The sequence below is a fragment of the Scytonema sp. UIC 10036 genome, from assembly GCF_009725235.1.
Genome location: NZ_WJFC01000079.1, coordinates 1 through 17,337, shown reverse-complemented (window position 1 = coordinate 17,337; position 17,337 = coordinate 1). Strand labels below are relative to the sequence as shown.

The window sequence follows — 17,337 nt, the reverse complement described above, 5'->3', positions numbered from 1 at the left end:
GCATTTTATAATGAAATATGGACAATAAATTTTAATGAGGTCAAAACTATGACACACTCTTCACCAGAAAGAATTGTCAGACGTGGGAGAGTATTTCCGGAAATTCAATGGACTCCAGCACAAAAAGCTCAAGAAAAAGCCAGAAGACAAGCATTTTATGAGCGTTGTTGGCTAATTTTTGAGCGTTTAAAACCAGAAATACTAGATAAATACTATGGTTGGTATATTGCCATTGAACCCGATAGTGGTGATTGTTTTATCGATCGGGATCAAGAGGTAGCAAGTAAAATGGCCAGAGAAAAATATCCTCATGTGATTCATCATATTTTTGGCATTAATGAAACCGGAGTTAGTGGCAGAATATGATTGAGGGGAGATTTGGAGATGAAGGACAAGTTTACTTTGAAATTGATTTAATTGGAGGGGATAACTTCAGCTTTCCTGTAGAAACAATGTTAGATACAGGATTCACTGAATTTTTAGCTATGAACAAACAAGATGTACAAAGTCTTGATTGGTCTTTTTAGCGTCAAAATAAATTAAGAACTGCTCAAGGAGAAACTGAATTTGATGTTTATAGTGGTAGGGTCATAATAGATAGTCAAGAGTGGGAAATTCCTGTATTTGCTGGAGATGAAATTCAGGAAATTTTACTAGGTTCTCGATGGCTGAAATTATTTATCTTAGTCGCTAATTATAGTCAAAATATAGTAAGTTTAGAGTTAATTTAATCAAGAGTTTTTACATAGACACTTGCTATAAACCTTTTAAGTTGACTTACAAGGGCAAAGTTTTGGCTATTTAATGGTCTGCTTATTTCCACAGTACTGTACTAGTTCAAGTACTCGTGCAATTTGTTCTACACTGAATCCTTCTTTTAGAAGTTTTGGAACTGTTTCTAACTTTAAGAATTTTCTCTTGTGTGTCGCTTAGCTTTTATTAGTGCTCTTATGGGGGTAAACTCTACGCGATCGCTAACGGTACTGCTACGGTTTACATGGATATGAACAAGTTAATAGGTGCAGCATTTTTTGAGAAAACCCAACAACAGGGATTTACATATTTTGTCTTTCACCCTGAATTTGCTACAAATGTCGTTTCTACACAGTAACTAGTGAAAATAAAAAGACTGGGAAACCTGATTTTCCCGTGACTAAAAGAATTATTGATAGCAATAAAAAGACTATAGAAAGTTCTCATCATGATGTGATTCGAGAGTAGATTGCTTCTGACCCTTCCGCCAACACTTTTTCTGGTACCTGGGTTGTCGATGGGAACAACGAAAATGTCCTTTTTGAGTTACCTGCCAACGATGCTGATTTTAACTACACTTACCCCGTTGCACAATACGACCACGACAAACCCCCATTTACAAAAGGGATTTACGCTGTGGCGATCGCTGGCGGTTTTGTTTACCGGGGTAAAGCCATTCCCAAATTAATTGGTCAGTATGTTTTTGCTGACTTCTGCAATGATGGGCGATTTTTCCATGTTCCTGTTGATGAACTTATCGAAGGCAAACAGGCAAAAATAAAAGAACTGAGATTGCTTCAGGACAATAAGGAACTTTCTTTTCTTGACATAGTTGGTGACACTAGGTCAGACGTCCGATTTGGAATAGACCAAGAGGGAGAACTTTACGTAACATCCAAAAGCGACGGCAAAGTTAGAAAAATTGTTCCCTCTCCAGAATCAAGGAGCGATCATCCGTAATATCAACTACAAATTTTACAAATTTTCATAACGTTTAATATAGCGCTGTAAATCTTTCTTAGGTAAACGTACAGTTATATCCTTTTCAAATAAAATTAAAGCGTTATAAAGTTGGTTCACTGTTGCCGTTTTAAATTCATGCATTTCATCAATAGCCCAAAGTATTCCGTGAACTTCGATACAATAGTTACTTGCTACTTTTCGCAGTACTTTATCACCAGTTAACAAAATTGAATTTTGTCGGCTTTCTGTAAGAACAAAAGCAAAACAGTCATAAATTGATAGAGATGGGAAATTGCAGTTAATTTCTTGAATTCGAGTGATACCCGTAGATGGTGTTTCAAAAACTTTCAAGCCGCTGTTAATAAGTGTGGTTCTTTCAGTTTCCGTGAACTCAACTAGCTCGTCACTGAAAAGAGCGTCTGGAATTACAATTTCATCTCTGTAAATGTATAAGGGCATCTAATAAGGATGCCTTGCGTAGATCGATGAGACATGATGAGTCACTAACAATAATCCGAATAGACACAACTTGGTCCGGTTAATCCAGCCTCTACTTGGTGAATCGGTTTTCGCAAAAGTTCCGCAGCTTTACTTAAAGAAATTAAACCTTCTGCTAACGCACGATAACAAAGCCGCTCAAATCGGCAAGCTTGTTCTTTTTTACCTCTTTCTTCAGCTACTTCTAGTTCTTCTGGTTCAGTAGTTCTCCAATATCTTGCGATCGATTGAAAAGAGTAAGTTAAAGTTGCTTCAGAAATAATTCCGATCGCTTGAGGAGAAACCTTCCCCTGAATGGCTTCGGAAAGCTGGCGAAGAGATAAACCCACTTTATTCCGGGCAATCTTGATGCGATCGCCAATCATAAACTTCACTTTTAGGTTTACATATATAAATTTTAGTATGTTTTGTAAACCAAGTCTAGCTCGATCGTGATAGACTTACTAATGTATTAATTTACTCTCTCATATAATGTGTATAGGGATGCGAGTTAACGCCATCTATACACTACATAAAGATGGAAACGAAAGGCATTTCTTCTTATTCAATTAAACAGAGACTGGGTAGGAACGTAAATATTCTAGAATCAGCAAGCGTAAGTAATCTAGCATTCTAATATAAGCTTTGATTTTTCCGTAATCTTTGTCGGTTAAGAAATAGAATTGAGCAATAGTAGGAACATCAAAGACTTGCATAGTTTGTAAGTGCTCAATTGCCTGCTGTTCATTTTCAATTCTACCCTGTGCCTGAATTTGACTGGCATAGCCTCGGATATCCACTGTTAACAGTTCAATTTCTTCTAAAAGAGTAAATTCTTCATCAGAAGCAGATGCTAGAGAAGCTAATTTTTTTCGCTCTTCCTTGGCGTTTTTATAATCGTCTGTTAACTGCTGTAGTAGAAAAGCAATGTGGTTTCTCGTAATTTCAGAGTTTTGAGTATCGAGCGTTATTTTAGTCATCATTAACTCCATAAGTAACTATTTTTTCAGTACCAAAATTATCGGTTCTTACAATCAAATATTCATTTCCTTTGCGATCAACTGATGAACCATCCTGACGATACCCAGTTTTCGGAACTCTTATCGCTCTCTTTTTGTTAAAGTTATGAGCTTTTCGTAGATATTTCAATGGGTCAAATTCTTTTCTTGAAGCATTGTCTAAAATACTCTGAGCCACACTAATATACGTAGAAGAGTCCCACTCAGCCATGTACTGCTTTATTTCGGCTACTTCCGCCTCAGTGTATCCTTCACATAGCTGGGCTAGAAAAGGATCTATAGGTAGTTCATCCGGCATGAAATTTTAACTCTAGTTAGGTAAATAGATAAAAAGTTTTATAAGTTTACAAGTTAAATTGTAGAAAAAATGGAGTATTCTAGTATAGAAGTTTCTAACAAATTTAAGAGGAATTCTGTCACAGAGTAGCGCGATCGCTATGAACAACCAAACAAAAGAACTGCTGCGCGATTTTCAGGAAAGCCATAAAGAAGAGATAGAGACAATTACTCAGGTTTTGGCGCGGATAACTACAAAAAGCCCAGATGAAATTAAACCACATCTAGACGCAATGCTTGAGCAGTTAGTTCAACCACAACAGGTACAGCGTCCTTTATACGAAACCGCAACCCCAGAAGAATTGGCACAAGCGTTTCGGGAGTGGGCGGAGAATCGCGATCGCAATACACCTCTGTTATCGGATTATGCTGTTAGTCGAGAAAGTATGTACGACGATGAATTATAGTTGACTTTTTAGTACAATTATACCATGTAGGAATTTCTGTCTGTAACTGTTGCACTCGCTCCACTGTTCACCCTGTTACCCGCGCAATTGCTTCAACAGCCATCCCTCCCTACAATAGATTCACCGCTTCCTGTTCCAACACTGGTTGAGTGCTTTTTTGTTCCTAACTAGTAACAATTTTCATAATTTCCTGAGAATAACAATCACGTATATGGAACGGAGCTATCGGGGATGAAATTAGATATATTGTCTTCATTTCCAAACATCAAATGGCCTCTAGACGAATTAGATAAACCTTGCACTTTAACAATTCTTGAACTTCTAGAGTTTTGTCATGAAAAAATAGCAAAACCAATTGAGTATGAGTATCATAAATACTTTCAACACCATCATTTAAGGTTTGAAAGAGAAGAAGGTCAATCAGAGTTTCGCAATAAAGTCAACAGGAAATTTGAACTGAATGGTATAACCTTTGAATTACAGGAAAATGGACACATTACCCGTTTAGCCCCTCCTATAGTCAGCAATATCTTAAATAATGCTATTTTTCAAACAAATGATAAAGAGTTGGACTTATTGCTCGAAACAGCTAGGATTAAATATCTTAACCCAGATTTAAAAGTACGTTTAGAAGCATTGGAAAAGCTGTGGGATGCTTGGGAACGAATAAAAACACTAGACGATCCATCAAATAAGAAAAAATCTGTAGAAATGCTTTTAAAAAAATCATCTAATGAGGAAAAAATGAAAGAGGTTCTGAACAAGGATGCTGAAGCATTAACTTACATAGGTAACAACTTTATGATAAGGCACGCAGAAGTAGGAAAAACTCCTATTACTTCAAGCGTACACGTTGATTATTTGTTTCACCGTATGTTTTCTCTCATATATCTACTGTTAGGGGATGGTATTGGGAAAAAGCCAGTTTTAACTACAAAAGAAGAAAGTGGAGAATTTGGGTCTACTGACGAAATACAGTTTTAACATGAACAAATAAAGCGTCGAAATTACTCCCTTCCCGCTCTAAAATTACCGATTTTATAGGGATCTATTAGTAGCCTTGTTAATATGACTCAGAAATCAGGAAAATTACACCCAATCTTCGACATCTTACCTTCGCGTTCTTTGCGTCTTTGCGGTTAAAAATTATTTTTGAATATAGGTATAATTTTATGGCGGGAAGCGAGTAAACACCTGACAACCGCTACAATTGATTTGTCATGATATAGCGTTTCCTATTTTGCTGAGGTACGAATTTATCTGCGTCCATCCGCGTTCATCTGCGGTTAGTTCATTATCCTGTACCTCACGAAAGTGGGAATTGCTATAAATGCTCAATTAGCAACTATTGACTTCAATATCACTGCACCATCTCCCGCACTTGTAACCGCACCGCAAACCCTTGCGAATGGCGTTGCACTCCCTCTACCATCGGGTAAACCTGCAAAAATCCTAACTCCACGGGTTCCACTGCTAAACTCAAAATTGCTGCTTTTAAATCCTCTCTTGCATCAGGACGTGCTATCAAAAAAACCGATCCACCTTGTCTAAATGCTTCCTCCACCTGTTCCCGCCAGTTGGTTTCATCTAGCGAAACTGTTTGTTCATCCGCCTGCAATACATCCAGTAACAGTTCTCTATCTGCATCGGGAAGCAGCGAAAGGGATTATAGGAAGATAAAGCCCTCGCACGCACTATATTCCCTCTCGCCCACAACAACCCATAAATCACCTGAAACCGCCAATAGGGTGATGGTTGTACTAAACCGAGATGCAACAACACCCGATCTAACCGGTCATCATGACTCACTACATAAGCAAAAACCCGCGCATCTATCTCAATTTCTAACCGATTTTCTTCTTCATGCCACAAACGAATCAAATCCAGCAGTAATTTATCTGTTTGAGGAGTACTTCCAGGACGCAAAACCCGTGCGTTAATTGCAGTTATCACTGGATGCGTGACCAAAATTCCTTGAGAGGATAGGGCTTTAAGGAGGCGATCGCTTGCTTGTTTTAGTTCATTATATCCCTCTGCCGATCGCACTTCTGCCATTGCATTCATAACATCCTCACTGCTCTGAGTCAATTCCAAGAACCGCGTCAGTTCTGAATCTACAATCTCAAAATCTGCTGGTTGCAGTGCATTCCCCGCCAATCGGAAAAAGTTCCCAGGGTCTGCAGTGTAGCGCCGTAAAATTTCCTCAATGACTCCACCACCGCCAATAGTAGACTCAGTTATCCAAATTTCTTCCACACCCTCTGGAATAGCAGGTGCATCTGGCGGACGAAAACCCGGTTCGATATCCAAAATCAGGTCGTCCAAGTCAAAATGAGGACACAATTGCCCACAAGCATTGAGTATCGCTCCTCCCATGGTTGCTTTTAAACGCAATGCTGCCCAAGCGTTCCATTCTTCATCAGGTTCTGACCACAAAACTGGGGCAATGTCGTTTAAGATACATTGGATTATATCTGTGTTGCACAGCGATCGCAACCTATCGTGTACTCTTTGCCTTCCCTGAATTTCCCCCGACGCAGATTCCCCTGGTTCTAGTAAGATTTCCTCAACATTCAAGGTTTGGAAGATATTGTCTAAAACCCTTGCCATTTCCTGACCTATATCTTCACCTAAAAGAGCTTCAAAAGCTTCTGATAGGGAGATTTGGTCTGCTAAGGCGCGGGCGGTAAGCATTGATATGTATATTTGATACAGCCATTCCCGTTGGAATCCATTTGTTAATACACATAATTGCCTATTTGTCAAGATTTTGTGTTGGAAATACGCCGTGCGAAACGCCCTCATCTTCTCTTGATTGGAATCGTTCTGACTGATGCTGAAATTAGGTGGAACACAAAACCGAAAGACCAAACCGTCTACGGATTGAGCAAATCCCACAGCTGCTGGACGACCATCACTGTGGGTGAAGCGAATTGTGGTGTCGAGTTCTTGACCCGTTTTAAAGCGGATGTTTGCTTGGGATGCGATCGCAAACCTTCGCACTTCCACTGGCGATTGTTGAGCGTGGGTAAAACAGCAAACTTCTGTAATGAGTTTGCTCCACGGAGAACCTTGAGGAAGTTCGAGTTTTATGCCAGAGTCAGGTGGTATAATTTGACAGCACCATTCCAATTGGGCATTGGAGGTAATTGCAATATCACCCGGAACTTGGGTGGGATGAATCGCCCAAGGACGAATGCAGCGTATATCTACGACTTCTCCATCTTGCAACAATTGAAAATTTCCCACTTCTTCAAATTCAGTACAGTAGTCCTCCACAGGTAAATTTTGCTCTCTGTGTTGCAAGTCTTTTGGAGCAATCCAGTGGCTCGCATGAATGTGCTGTATGCCAAAGCGGCGCGTGACTCTCCCTGGAGCAAAGGTTTTCAGAGCTTGGACAATGGGCAAAGGGTTGACATCTGGCTCGCTGTTGCGGCTTTGCGCTGGTGTAGTAATTAGCACCTCTGGCAACAACAGGTCAGTAAATAAATTAGGGGGAACGATATCGGGTAAAGGATCGCGGGTTTGATAGTCTCTTTTTGATTCATCTGGATGGCTGGTAAAGCACTTCCAACCAGATTCCAAACGCCGCAGTAAAGTAGGAAGTACCGCCATCATCAACGAGCGTGGGGGCTCCCAAAGAATTGCTTCGACTTCATCTTTGGTGAGGTGTAATGCTGAGGACAAATATATTTCTAAACTGTTGAGTCCTGCTTCCGTTTCAAGGATATTTTTGATAAGTTCGATTTCTTGTTTTTGACGGTTGGTATTGAGTAAATTGGGGCTAGCAAAGTCACTCCAAACACTTCCTGGGTAAGTTAATTGCTGTCCTACCCAGTCCATAAAGGCGAAAACAGCTTGAATGCGGATGACATAGCGATTGGATATGGGGAGACTTCGCTTTTCCAAAACTGGGTTAAACAGCATATCGTAGTTCTGATAGGCGATTCTGTCTCTTCCGTAATCAGATAACACCACTACCGTCCAGGGTCGCATGGTTCGGCGTCTCCCCGCCCTTCCTTTTCTTTGTAAAAAAGATGCCATATCTCTCGGTGCTTTGTGCTGAATCACACCTCCAACTTCAGGGTCGTTAAATCCCACTTCCAAAGCAGCGGTCGCAACAATGACATCTGAATTTGGAGTGATTCCAGTATCTTGCGAACTGGTGCGTCCAATGCTTAATGGGAGTTCTAATCCATGACCGATTTCTTGACACAACAACCAAGATTGACCTGCAATGAGTCTGTCTCTACCATCAGCCGCACTGTGCGATCGCAGCGCCGCGAATGGCTGTCGTCCTCGCATGGGACGACCCCAACTATCGCGACCTTCCGCATCTAAAAGGTCATGAAATAAGCGGTTGGTTACATCTAAATCGTCTGTGAAGGCGAAAACACGAGAACCAAAAAACCCTTTGCTGGGAGGTTCTTCCGATGGGTCAAGGACTCGTCGCAACAACATTGCTGTTTGGATAGTTGTCGATAACAGACTTGTTCCCGATACGGGATCGCCTCTAAGAACTAGTTGATACTCCATCCCCTCAGCAATTAGGTTTTCACCTGGTGAAATCTCTTCCACCAAACTGGGATTTAAACCTGTAAGTTGGCTGAAAAATTCGGCTGCACTTTCTAGTGTTGCAGAAAGCCCGGTGAATTGGACTTTCTTGGCAATGATTTTTTGCCACCGTCGCAATAGGTAAGCAACTTGCGCTCCGTGTATACCTGTATATGTATGGACTTCATCCAACAAAACTATCTGAGGGGTTTTTGCTGCTCCGACACCAAATATATGACCGTAGCGGGAATCTCCCATAGACCGATTTAACATTTCCGTGCTGGTAAAAACCAAGTCTGGAGGAGTTTTTGCCATGCGATCGCGTGTTAGAATCACTTCATATTCTTGGATAGCAGCACCGCAGGAAAGATTGAGACAAGAAAGTTTTTCTCTTCTCGCTTCCAAATCAACCCGTCGCCAGGACAGCGCACCTTCACATTTAGGACATCGCAGGTAAGGACAAGTAAACCCACCACTTTCAGATTCCCATTTTTCTTGCACCCGCTCTAAGCTAGCGCTTCTGGGAGTTAAGCCAAAAAAAGCACCAATTAGGATTTTACGCTTTCCTTCTGCTATAAAAACTTCATCAAGGCGACGTGCTTCTTGATAAGTTTCAGAAAATTGGTCTTTGAGGAGTTCGTTGCGGGGATAAATTGCTAGTCCTTTACTCCAGTACTCATTTTTGTTGACTAAATCCGCGATCTATGCAAGCGCTGGTAAGTAAAACGCTAAAGTTTTCCCCGTTCCAGTTCCAGCACAAACGATCGCTCCCCGACTTTTGGTACTTTTAAGGTCTTGGAGTATCTGACTTGTAGCACGTAGCTGAAAATCTGCGAGCTGCACTTCACCACGGGAGGGGGAATTGGTAACCGTTCACGGGGGGGTCAAAAAAATGCACAACATGAAATCAAACGAAATCAATACGAAAACCAGTCCCTAATTGATTTTTTTCGGTTAATTTTGAGTAGTCAAAATTGCTATATTGCTCGGAAAATTGTCATTGAGACATTTTAGGTACTATTAGCGCACACCGTAAATCAGTCTAAATCCTTGCATAGCAAAGACTTTAGGATTTAGGCAAATGCTCTACCCCCCGTGAACGGTTACTATCATGTTGGATTAACGGTCGCAATGCTCTTTCTTGGTCAATTGCGAGTGCTGTCGTCGGTACAACCACAACACTGACACCCACAGTTTGAGATTCCAAGAGTGCGGGAAGTTGAGCGCAAAGACTTTTTCCCGCACCAGTAGGTAAATTCACTACCAAAGTTGACTTGAGAGGAGCCGTTAAAATCGCGTGAATGGCTTCTCTTTGTCCCAGACTGCGGTACGCGTCCAATTGTACAAGCTCTAAAAACGGATCGCCTGGAACTGGTTCGTAATTACGACGAATTTCTTCTTTATATAAAGGAGTATCTGGACAGCACGTTGCTGAATCAAGCATTTGTAAAAAGCCAATCTTCTATCGTGGAAATAGGGCGATTCATGACCTTTTATACCCAAGATTTCGATAGGATTTTTATTTAAACAGATTCAAGCCTTGTTCTATATTATGATTATTATTTTTTACACTGTCAACCAAAAAAATCAGTAAACGTTAGGAAACGTATAAACTAGGACTTAGGACAAATGACAAATGACGATGCTCGAAAATATGCACCCGCAACCCAGCGTAACCGCGAACCAATTTTGGAAGTTCTTTTGAACGTACTCCCACCCAACGGTACTATTTTGGAAATAGCAAGCGGTTCTGGAGAGCACGCCGTCTTCTTTGCTCCACGCCTGAAACCCCGTAAATGGCTACCCTCCGAACCCAATCCGCAATTACGCGCCAGTATTGCTGCATGGTCTGCAAACCTTTCTTGCGAAAATCTTTACCCACCCATTGAGATTGATGTTTGTGCGCCAGTTTGGTCAGTGGAAAAAGATGCATCACCAAGGTGGAGTCATTTTGATGACTTAAATGACACACCAATGACAGCCATAGTCAATATTAACATGATACACATTGCACCGTGGTCTGCTTGTTTGGGACTCATGGCAGGTGCTAATCGCATCCTACCACCTGGAGGCATCCTATATATGTATGGTCCGTTTAAAGTCGATGGAAAACATACAGCCCCAAGTAATGCAGCTTTTGACGAGTCATTGCGATTGCAAAATCCAGAATGGGGCGTGCGGGACCTCAACGATGTTGCAGATGCAGCAAAGACACAAAATCTGACTTTAGTAAAAACTTACCAAATGCCTGCCAATAATCTTTCTGTTATTTTTCAACGAATTTAGAATCGGAATCGGGTTTTGGGCGATGGGAAATCGAGTTATCAACTGACTTATTTTATGTTCCAACCCATACATATTATTTGTGTTGATAACCGAACTCAAAACGTATACATTCTAGCAGGGTATGACGAGGAACTGGAATTCCAAATTGCGCTAAACGGAGATGTATTTTGATGAGCCATGTAAACTATGAAGCCATGTCTGATACAAAGTTGCGACAATATTTTATGAGCCATCGTGAAGATAAATTAGCTCTGGAGACGTACTTAGATAGACTTAGCAAGCGATCGCGTACAATCATTACGACTTCCGACGATCCTAAAACTGATAAGTAAATGTTGGGTTTCGTTCCTCAACCCAACCTACTTGTTTTTATATTTTTTGGCTGCACTGATAAGTAAATGTTGGGTTTCGTTCCTCAACCCAACCTACTTGTTTTTATGTTACTGGTCACTGACTAGATGTAACGGGTGCTCGTCCGGATATAATGATGAAACCGACGGAATCTAGTCTCAGTAGAGGTTGGCGAATCCCTTCTAAAATGGCTGCATTTAGAGCTTTTTCTATCTCCAACTCCTCATTGAGAAAGCGATCGCTACTCTGTCGGTTCAGACGCAGGCGTAACTGTTCTTCTCGAGAACCTAACTTCTTCTCCGCAACTAAAGCATACCGTTTGCACAAGTCAATAAAATCGGAACGACGGGCGAGTAATTCCGAAGATGTCTTGTGTGCTTGATAGCAAAACTTTTGCCATTGACTTGCATCGACAAAATCTTCAATAATTTCTACGTCTTCCTTTGCCAAATTGTAATCTCGGTATGGATAGCTTTTATTGTTATACGGGCGTCGCAGTATATTTAAAAGCTTTTCATCTTCAACCATACTCATTGGTTGGTGGCGACCATCAATAAATATAGTTTCGATAATTGGCGGAAATAAAGCGTCAACACGTCGCTGCAAAATTTTGTACTTAGAAGTCCCCAAGTCGTACTCTTTTAAAATCTGTTTTGCAGTTTTTAAGTTGGCTTCCACGACATAATTGCATCGAAACCCGAACCATTCCATCCCAAGAGCTGTATCCCAAGATGCATCCGCACGCCACATGGCAAAGGCTTGTCCTCGGTCATCCCAGTCTACATAACTTAATAGCGAGTTTACCAATCCTTCTCCCAAACGAAAGAGTTTAATTCCGGGATTTTGGTTGGCTACCCTACGGTTATAAGTACCAAATTGGTCTAGATAACTCTTAGCAAAGCGAGTTTTCAAATCATCCACAGGAACTAACGTGCGAGTTGTGGGTTGATAGCGCCGCACTTCTGGTGAATTTGAGTCATTGATTGACCTAAATCCCAACGCATCGCACATCCAAGATTCAATGGCTCGTTTTATTTCTGGATGTTTTGCGTCATAATTATCTAGCTCTTGAAAATACTCAGTAGCACCTTCATCACTTGCATCAATTTCATCTAAAGCATTCTGTTCGCTAATTTTGACGATTTCGGCTTGAATTTGTGCTTTAATTTCTTCAGTTTTTTCCAACAATCCAGCAGCACTTGATTTAAACAAAACTGTTTCCAATTCTGTGATTTTTTCCTCAACATAAAACTGCAAGCTCGCAATTGATTGCTGGAAAATTTCAAATCCATCTTTCAGTATTTGATACCAAGCGTTGTGCGGGCTATCTTCTATATAGGGGCCAAGCAACGCACAAGATTGAACGCCAATTTTGCTCCCAATACGGTCAATTCTACCAATTCTTTGCTCTAATTGATTGGGCGACCAAGGAAGGTCAAAGTGAATTAACCAGTCAGCAAACTGGAGATTGCGTCCTTCTTCTCCAGAGCGATCGCATACCAAAATAAAGCAGTTTGGGTTATTCTTGAATCTATTGATATTCTTCTCAATTTTGTCTCTCGATTCCCCAGATTGATGGCTGGCGACTGTCTCTGCTCCAAAGGTATCCGACAAAGCGCGTACAATTTCAGCACAACTTTGTACAAAACTGGTAAAGATAACAAATTTCGGGAGAACATCTTCAGAAATGGGGCGGCGAATTCTCTGCTGTATCCTTGTCAGTAATTCCTCTTTATTTCTCCGAACTGAGGTAGGAATTTTAAAGTGTACAGCTAGCTGATTCAACAGCACTGTTTTCAAAGTTTCCGTGCGTTGTCCATCCTCTACAGGTTGACGAATGATTTTGAGTAAAGACTCTAGAATCGCTTCTTCCCCTGAAAATTTAGGAGTTGCAGTCAAAATGCGAACATTTTCTTCACCAAACTCCTGGATAAGTTTAGGATGAGTTTTACCGCTTAAACGCGCAGCAATAACCTGTTCTAAAATACCCAACCAAGTCCCAGATGCTAGGAAGAACAACAGAAAAATTCTTTTATACGGCTCCTCATTGGGGACGACAGTACGCCATTCATCGATGAGTTCGTGGATTTCGGGCGATCGCTCATCTAAGTCATACTCAACTTTCGGAGTAATATTGCGGTCAAAAATCACATCTTCTACGGAAGCGCGACGGTTGCGAAGCATACGGCGGTGAAGCCTGTAGGTATCGCTGATGTGAGTGCGAATCGCTCTAACTATCTTATCTCGCTCAGCGTCCTTTGCTTCCAAACAATTTTGCAATTCATCGACCAGATTCAGTAAATACTTATCTTCAGCAAACAGACTGCGAAGTTGTTTGAGGTTAGTTTTAAGAACAAAGGGATTTGCGCCTTCTTTAAAAGACAGCAGCACTCTACCGATATCTTGGCGTTTTTGTACGCGATCGCAAAAACCTTGCAAATCATCAAGTTGATAAGCTGTTGGGTCTAGTAAATGAAGCATTGCGAGAAAATCTTGCTCGCGATTGACAACAGGAGTCGCAGAGAGCAACAGCAAGCGATCGCTTTTATGAGCCAAGAGTTTGCAACGTTCAAACAACTTGCGTTGCAAAGAGTCCGAAGACTTTGCCATTGCAGCAATATTGTGAGCTTCATCTAAAATAAGGAAACCCAATTTAGCATTTGGACTCACCTGAGTGATATCCTCAACAGCAAGTACTTTTACCCTGTTGGGAAAATGAGAGATATAAAACTTTTCCAACTCAGTACGCCATTGTTCCACCAAATACTGCGGAACTATGACGACAGCGTCTCCAGAAGACTCATCCAACAGGTATTGACGAAGAATAGCACCAGCCTCAATGGTTTTTCCCAAGCCCACTTCATCCGCTAGCAGGTAACGTTGAACCGGATCTTCCAGTACCCGCCGAACCACTTCCACTTGATGGGGATAAAGCTCGATATTCGCGCTCAACAATCCAGTCATCCCGCGACTCACAGCACGTTGCTGAATCAAGCATTTGTAGAAAGCCAATCTTCGATCGTGGAAATAAGGCGTTTCATGACCCTTTATACCCAATATTTCGATAGGATTTGCCTTTAAGCGATTGCAACGGACATAAATTTCCTGTTCGCTCGCAAAGATAGTTTTCTTATCAGGTAAGTCAATTTGATAATGTTCCGTCTCTTCATCCCAAGCGGAGATTCTGCCAATTATCCAATTATCCAGGGTTGAAGACATTGTATAACATCGAGTCTGAGGCTGCAGCTTGACTTCAAACAACGAACTTAAGTGTACAGTTTTTTCAATCCGTTGTCCTACTGAGCAGAAATACTCAACATTTGCATCAGCATTAGATAATATTTCCGTAACTTTTCCTATCCCCAAATCATTGTTGCGGGACTGTACCAGTGAACCAGGCTTAATCATATCATTTGTCATTTGTCATTTGTCATTTGTCATTGGTAAGGGTTTCAGGCGTATTATTCTTAATTCTGTTGATATCCGCCTACCTACTTAGTCCCTTAAACGTACTTTCCAGATTTTGAATCTTTTAAATGTTACACTTCACTCACTCTACGTCATTAAAGTAATCATTATATACTGACAAACAGGTTTTACCTGCACCTTAGTTTTCAATACCCGATTGCTAAGACTTGACATCAACCAATTCTTTGAGATGACTATCGGAATCTGATGCTATGCTTGAAAACCTATAAAAGGCTAGCCCTGTTTTAACAACGTCTACGGCAAGATTCAAACCCTGTCCCATATTATGATTATTATTTTTTACACTGTCAACCAAAAAAATCAGTAAACGTTAGGAAACGTATAAACTAGAACAAATGACACTTGACCAATGACCAATGACAGCCCTAGTCAACATTAATATGATACACATTGCACCCTGGTCTGCTTGCTTGGGACTCATGGCAGGTGCCGATCGCATCCTACCACCCGGAGGCATCCTATATATGTACGGACCATTTAAAGTCCATGGAAAACATACAGCCCCAAGCAATGCAGCCTTTGACGAGTCATTGCGATAAGCCAAAGGCTTAAGGCTGAAGCCGTATCGCAAAATCCAGAATGGGGCGTGCGGGACCTCAACGACGTTGCAGATGCAGCAAAGACACAAAATCTGACTTTAGTAAAAACATACCAAATGCCAGCAAACAATCTTTCCGTCATTTTTCAACAAATTTAGAGACTCCGCCTGCGCGGACTTCGCTTGTATAGCAGCGATTTCCAATCGCTCGATATTTTTTCTCTTCCAAAAATCAGCTTGCTAAAAACTCACGGATATACTGATTGACCAATTGAGGCTGTTCTTGCTGTACCCAATGGCTACAGTTGGGAATGTATTTAATTTGTAAATCTCTTACATAAGCTTCTGTACCATAGGTGAGTTCTTTACCAAGAGCAGTATCATTTTCTGCCCAAATCATTAATGTTGGAACTTCTAACACACTCCAACTTTCATTGATGATTTTTTGTTGAAACAAATTGCGGTAATAGTTCAACATTGCTGTTAAAGCTCCTCGTTTTGCTGCCGCATTTTTATAAGCTTCAATATCTTCTTTAGTCAAAGCATTTTTGTTAACTGCCAAACCTATAAAAGCATTTTCTATGAATTTATAGTCTGCTGCTTGTATGATAAATTCAGGTAAACTGGGTAGTTGAAAAAAGAAGATATAGGAACTGCGTAATAACTGTTGTGGAGTCCGCAATCCTTCACGGAATTTTTCAGGATGAGGCAAATTAAGGATAATTAATCTTTCTATCAAATTAGGATAAGAATAGGCACAATTCCATGCGATCGCACCTCCCCAATCATGTCCCACCAAAGTACACTTTTCGTATCCTAAACCTGTAATAACTCCCTCGATATCCCTCACAAATTCATCCATGACATAAGCGGATTGATTTTTTGGCTTATCACTGTCGTTGTACCCCCGCAAATCAAGAGCGACGACTTTAAAATCTTTGGCAAATTCCGGTATTTGATGACGCCAGGAATACCAAAACTCAGGAAATCCGTGCAACATCAGCATCAAAGGACCCTCGCCCTGAGTTACATAATGCAGTTTTACCCCGTTAGTAAGAATATATTCGTGCTTCCAAGTGTCTTGTGTAACAAACATTTTTAGAATCCTCTAAATGTTTCTTTAATTTTATTAACTTAGCTGTCAACTAACTTCTTACTACATATTTTACTTTTGATAGATGTGTATCTTCAACAGTTTGGCTACATAATTAGCCATAATTACATTATCTAAATAGTATGACACAACAACTGATAGGCTATCGCTCATCATGGATGGAGAAACTTGCTCGATTCGGTTATATCTCTAAAGGAATAGTTTATAGTATCGTGGGACTGCTAGCAGCACAAGTGGCTTTTGGTAGTGGTGGAAGAACAACCGATACTCAAGGTGCTTTGCATACAATAGTTAGTCAACCATTTGGAAAGTTTTTGCTTGCCTTAGTAGCAATTGGGTTAATTGGATACGTCATTTTGCGGTTTGTACAAGCCATCAAAGATCCAGAAAATAAAGGTACTGATGCTAAAGGAATAGCACAAAGAATTGGTTATGCAATTAACGGTTTAGTCTATGCAGGTTTAGCTTTGAGTGCAGTACAGATTATTTTAGGTTCTGGCAAAGCTGGTAGTAGTAACTCTACAGAAGATTGGACCGCACGACTTCTTGCTCAGCCTTTTGGTCAATGGTTAGTTGGTACTATAGGTGCATTTACTATCGGTCTGGGGTTCTATCAGTTTTATGAAGCCTTTAGTGCTAAATTTCGACGACAACTTAACTTAACTGAATTAGACGATTCAGAACGAAAGTTAGTCATGGGTATTTCTAGATTTGGTTTACTAGCAAGGGGCATAGTTTTCTGTATTATTGGCTGGTTTTTAATTCAAGCAGCAACATTGTCTGATGCTAGTAAAGCAGGTGGGTTAGATTTGGCTTTGCAAACGTTAGCACAACAACCTTATGGTCCCTGGCTTTTAGGAATTGTTGCGCTGGGTTTGATTGCATACGGCATTTACATGGTTATTCAAGCGCGGTACCGTCATGTAATGACACGTTGAGGAGGGTTAGTGGTTAGTTGTTAGTAGATAATGGTATGACAACTAACAACTAACAACTAACAACTAACAACTAACAAATAACAAATAACAAAAAACAAAAAACAAAAAAAAA

The 17,337-nt window shown here is 40.7% G+C and carries 17 protein-coding genes and 2 pseudogenes; 9 read left to right on the top strand and 10 right to left on the bottom strand.

Annotated features, from left to right (window positions below; genetic code table 11):
• Positions 1-48: 48 nt before the first annotated feature.
• The 3 genes and pseudogenes from F7734_RS30870 to F7734_RS30860 all read left to right on the top strand — a co-directional run bounded on the left by F7734_RS30870 (position 49) and on the right by F7734_RS30860 (position 1,713).
• The gene (locus tag F7734_RS30870) at positions 49-366 is read left to right on the top strand and encodes a hypothetical protein (RefSeq protein WP_155748383.1); all 318 of its coding nucleotides are present in this window, start codon (positions 49-51) and stop codon (positions 364-366) included.
• Positions 363-731: pseudogene (locus tag F7734_RS30865) on the top strand (aspartyl protease). Before F7734_RS30870 ends, F7734_RS30865 begins: the two are co-directional and overlap by 4 nt.
• Positions 732-1,389: 658 nt before the next feature.
• Positions 1,390-1,713 carry a hypothetical protein gene (locus F7734_RS30860; protein ID WP_155748382.1) on the top strand — a complete coding sequence of 108 codons (324 nt, stop codon included), beginning with the start codon at positions 1,390-1,392 and terminating at the stop codon, positions 1,711-1,713.
• Positions 1,714-1,728: 15 nt separating this feature from the next.
• On the opposite strand, the gene F7734_RS30855 is transcribed toward F7734_RS30860, so the two are convergent.
• From F7734_RS30855 to F7734_RS30840, 4 genes are all read right to left on the bottom strand, one after another.
• Positions 1,729-2,175 carry a hypothetical protein gene (locus F7734_RS30855; RefSeq protein ID WP_155748381.1) on the bottom strand — a complete coding sequence of 149 codons (447 nt, stop codon included), beginning with the start codon at positions 2,173-2,175 and terminating at the stop codon, positions 1,729-1,731.
• 44 nt (positions 2,176-2,219) lie between these two features.
• Positions 2,220-2,588: a hypothetical protein gene (locus F7734_RS30850; RefSeq protein WP_243147183.1), complete on the bottom strand. Its 369-nt coding sequence runs from the start codon at positions 2,586-2,588 to the stop codon at positions 2,220-2,222.
• A 174-nt stretch (positions 2,589-2,762) separates the two neighbouring features.
• Positions 2,763-3,176 carry a hypothetical protein gene (locus F7734_RS30845; protein ID WP_347566312.1) on the bottom strand — a complete coding sequence of 138 codons (414 nt, stop codon included), beginning with the start codon at positions 3,174-3,176 and terminating at the stop codon, positions 2,763-2,765.
• Positions 3,166-3,510 carry a hypothetical protein gene (locus tag F7734_RS30840; protein WP_155748380.1) on the bottom strand — a complete coding sequence of 115 codons (345 nt, stop codon included), beginning with the start codon at positions 3,508-3,510 and terminating at the stop codon, positions 3,166-3,168. The genes F7734_RS30845 and F7734_RS30840 overlap by 11 nt, the downstream gene beginning before the upstream one ends.
• A 139-nt stretch (positions 3,511-3,649) precedes the next feature.
• Between F7734_RS30840 and F7734_RS30835 the strand changes: the two genes are divergently transcribed.
• Both F7734_RS30835 and F7734_RS30830 read left to right on the top strand, forming a co-directional pair.
• Positions 3,650-3,955: a hypothetical protein gene (locus tag F7734_RS30835; RefSeq protein ID WP_155748379.1), complete on the top strand. Its 306-nt coding sequence runs from the start codon at positions 3,650-3,652 to the stop codon at positions 3,953-3,955.
• Between the two features lie 231 nt (positions 3,956-4,186).
• The gene (locus F7734_RS30830) at positions 4,187-4,939 is read left to right on the top strand and encodes a hypothetical protein (protein WP_155748378.1); all 753 of its coding nucleotides are present in this window, start codon (positions 4,187-4,189) and stop codon (positions 4,937-4,939) included.
• Positions 4,940-5,315: 376 nt separating this feature from the next.
• Here F7734_RS30830 and F7734_RS30825 read toward each other — a convergent pair whose 3' ends face one another.
• The 4 genes from F7734_RS30825 to F7734_RS65550 all read right to left on the bottom strand — a co-directional run bounded on the left by F7734_RS30825 (position 5,316) and on the right by F7734_RS65550 (position 9,953).
• The gene (locus F7734_RS30825) at positions 5,316-5,573 is read right to left on the bottom strand and encodes a hypothetical protein (RefSeq protein ID WP_155748377.1); all 258 of its coding nucleotides are present in this window, start codon (positions 5,571-5,573) and stop codon (positions 5,316-5,318) included.
• Positions 5,543-9,211, bottom strand: coding sequence for a protein DpdJ (gene dpdJ / locus F7734_RS30820; protein WP_347566313.1), 3,669 nt, complete (start codon positions 9,209-9,211; stop codon positions 5,543-5,545). Before dpdJ ends, F7734_RS30825 begins: the two co-directional genes overlap by 31 nt.
• Positions 9,212-9,352 (bottom strand): DEAD/DEAH box helicase, encoded by a 141-nt coding sequence (locus F7734_RS30815; protein ID WP_155748375.1) that lies wholly within the window; start codon positions 9,350-9,352, stop codon positions 9,212-9,214.
• A gap of 223 nt (positions 9,353-9,575) precedes the next feature.
• Positions 9,576-9,953, bottom strand: a complete 378-nt coding sequence (locus tag F7734_RS65550; RefSeq protein ID WP_155748374.1) for a DEAD/DEAH box helicase — start codon at positions 9,951-9,953, stop codon at positions 9,576-9,578.
• Between the two features lie 185 nt (positions 9,954-10,138).
• On the opposite strand from F7734_RS65550, the gene F7734_RS30805 reads away from it, so the two are divergent.
• Both F7734_RS30805 and F7734_RS60930 read left to right on the top strand, forming a co-directional pair.
• The gene (locus tag F7734_RS30805; RefSeq protein ID WP_155748373.1) at positions 10,139-10,795 is read left to right on the top strand and encodes a DUF938 domain-containing protein; all 657 of its coding nucleotides are present in this window, start codon (positions 10,139-10,141) and stop codon (positions 10,793-10,795) included.
• A 170-nt stretch (positions 10,796-10,965) separates the two neighbouring features.
• Positions 10,966-11,127, top strand: a complete 162-nt coding sequence (locus F7734_RS60930) for a hypothetical protein (RefSeq protein WP_166482254.1) — start codon at positions 10,966-10,968, stop codon at positions 11,125-11,127.
• Positions 11,128-11,242: 115 nt separating this feature from the next.
• On the opposite strand, the gene dpdE is transcribed toward F7734_RS60930, so the two are convergent.
• A complete protein-coding gene (gene dpdE / locus F7734_RS30800) occupies positions 11,243-14,566 on the bottom strand; it encodes a protein DpdE (RefSeq protein ID WP_243147182.1) in 3,324 nt (1,107 codons plus the stop codon).
• Between the two features lie 422 nt (positions 14,567-14,988).
• Here dpdE and F7734_RS30795 point away from each other — a divergent pair.
• Positions 14,989-15,332, top strand: a pseudogene (locus F7734_RS30795) (DUF938 domain-containing protein); the annotation flags it as partial.
• 73 nt (positions 15,333-15,405) lie between these two features.
• On the opposite strand, the gene F7734_RS30790 reads toward F7734_RS30795, so the two are convergent.
• A complete protein-coding gene (locus F7734_RS30790) occupies positions 15,406-16,269 on the bottom strand; it encodes an alpha/beta hydrolase (RefSeq protein ID WP_155748372.1) in 864 nt (287 codons plus the stop codon).
• Positions 16,270-16,409: 140 nt separating this feature from the next.
• On the opposite strand from F7734_RS30790, the gene F7734_RS30785 reads away from it, so the two are divergent.
• Positions 16,410-17,225 carry a DUF1206 domain-containing protein gene (locus F7734_RS30785; protein ID WP_155748371.1) on the top strand — a complete coding sequence of 272 codons (816 nt, stop codon included), beginning with the start codon at positions 16,410-16,412 and terminating at the stop codon, positions 17,223-17,225.
• The last annotated feature ends 112 nt before the right edge of the window (positions 17,226-17,337 follow it).

Coding starts and splice junctions, on each gene's coding strand:
- F7734_RS30830 (WP_155748378.1), top strand. CDS start 4,187: ATGAAATTAGATATATTGTCTTCATTTCCAAACATCAAATGGCCTCTA.
- F7734_RS30805 (WP_155748373.1), top strand. CDS start 10,139: ATGACAAATGACGATGCTCGAAAATATGCACCCGCAACCCAGCGTAAC.
- dpdE (WP_243147182.1), bottom strand. CDS start 14,566: ATGACAAATGATATGATTAAGCCTGGTTCACTGGTACAGTCCCGCAAC.
- F7734_RS30855 (WP_155748381.1), bottom strand. CDS start 2,175: ATGCCCTTATACATTTACAGAGATGAAATTGTAATTCCAGACGCTCTT.
- F7734_RS30790 (WP_155748372.1), bottom strand. CDS start 16,269: ATGTTTGTTACACAAGACACTTGGAAGCACGAATATATTCTTACTAAC.
- F7734_RS30835 (WP_155748379.1), top strand. CDS start 3,650: ATGAACAACCAAACAAAAGAACTGCTGCGCGATTTTCAGGAAAGCCAT.
- F7734_RS30845 (WP_347566312.1), bottom strand. CDS start 3,176: ATGATGACTAAAATAACGCTCGATACTCAAAACTCTGAAATTACGAGA.
- F7734_RS30870 (WP_155748383.1), top strand. CDS start 49: ATGACACACTCTTCACCAGAAAGAATTGTCAGACGTGGGAGAGTATTT.
- F7734_RS65550 (WP_155748374.1), bottom strand. CDS start 9,953: ATGCTTGATTCAGCAACGTGCTGTCCAGATACTCCTTTATATAAAGAA.
- F7734_RS30840 (WP_155748380.1), bottom strand. CDS start 3,510: ATGCCGGATGAACTACCTATAGATCCTTTTCTAGCCCAGCTATGTGAA.
- F7734_RS60930 (WP_166482254.1), top strand. CDS start 10,966: ATGAGCCATGTAAACTATGAAGCCATGTCTGATACAAAGTTGCGACAA.
- F7734_RS30785 (WP_155748371.1), top strand. CDS start 16,410: ATGACACAACAACTGATAGGCTATCGCTCATCATGGATGGAGAAACTT.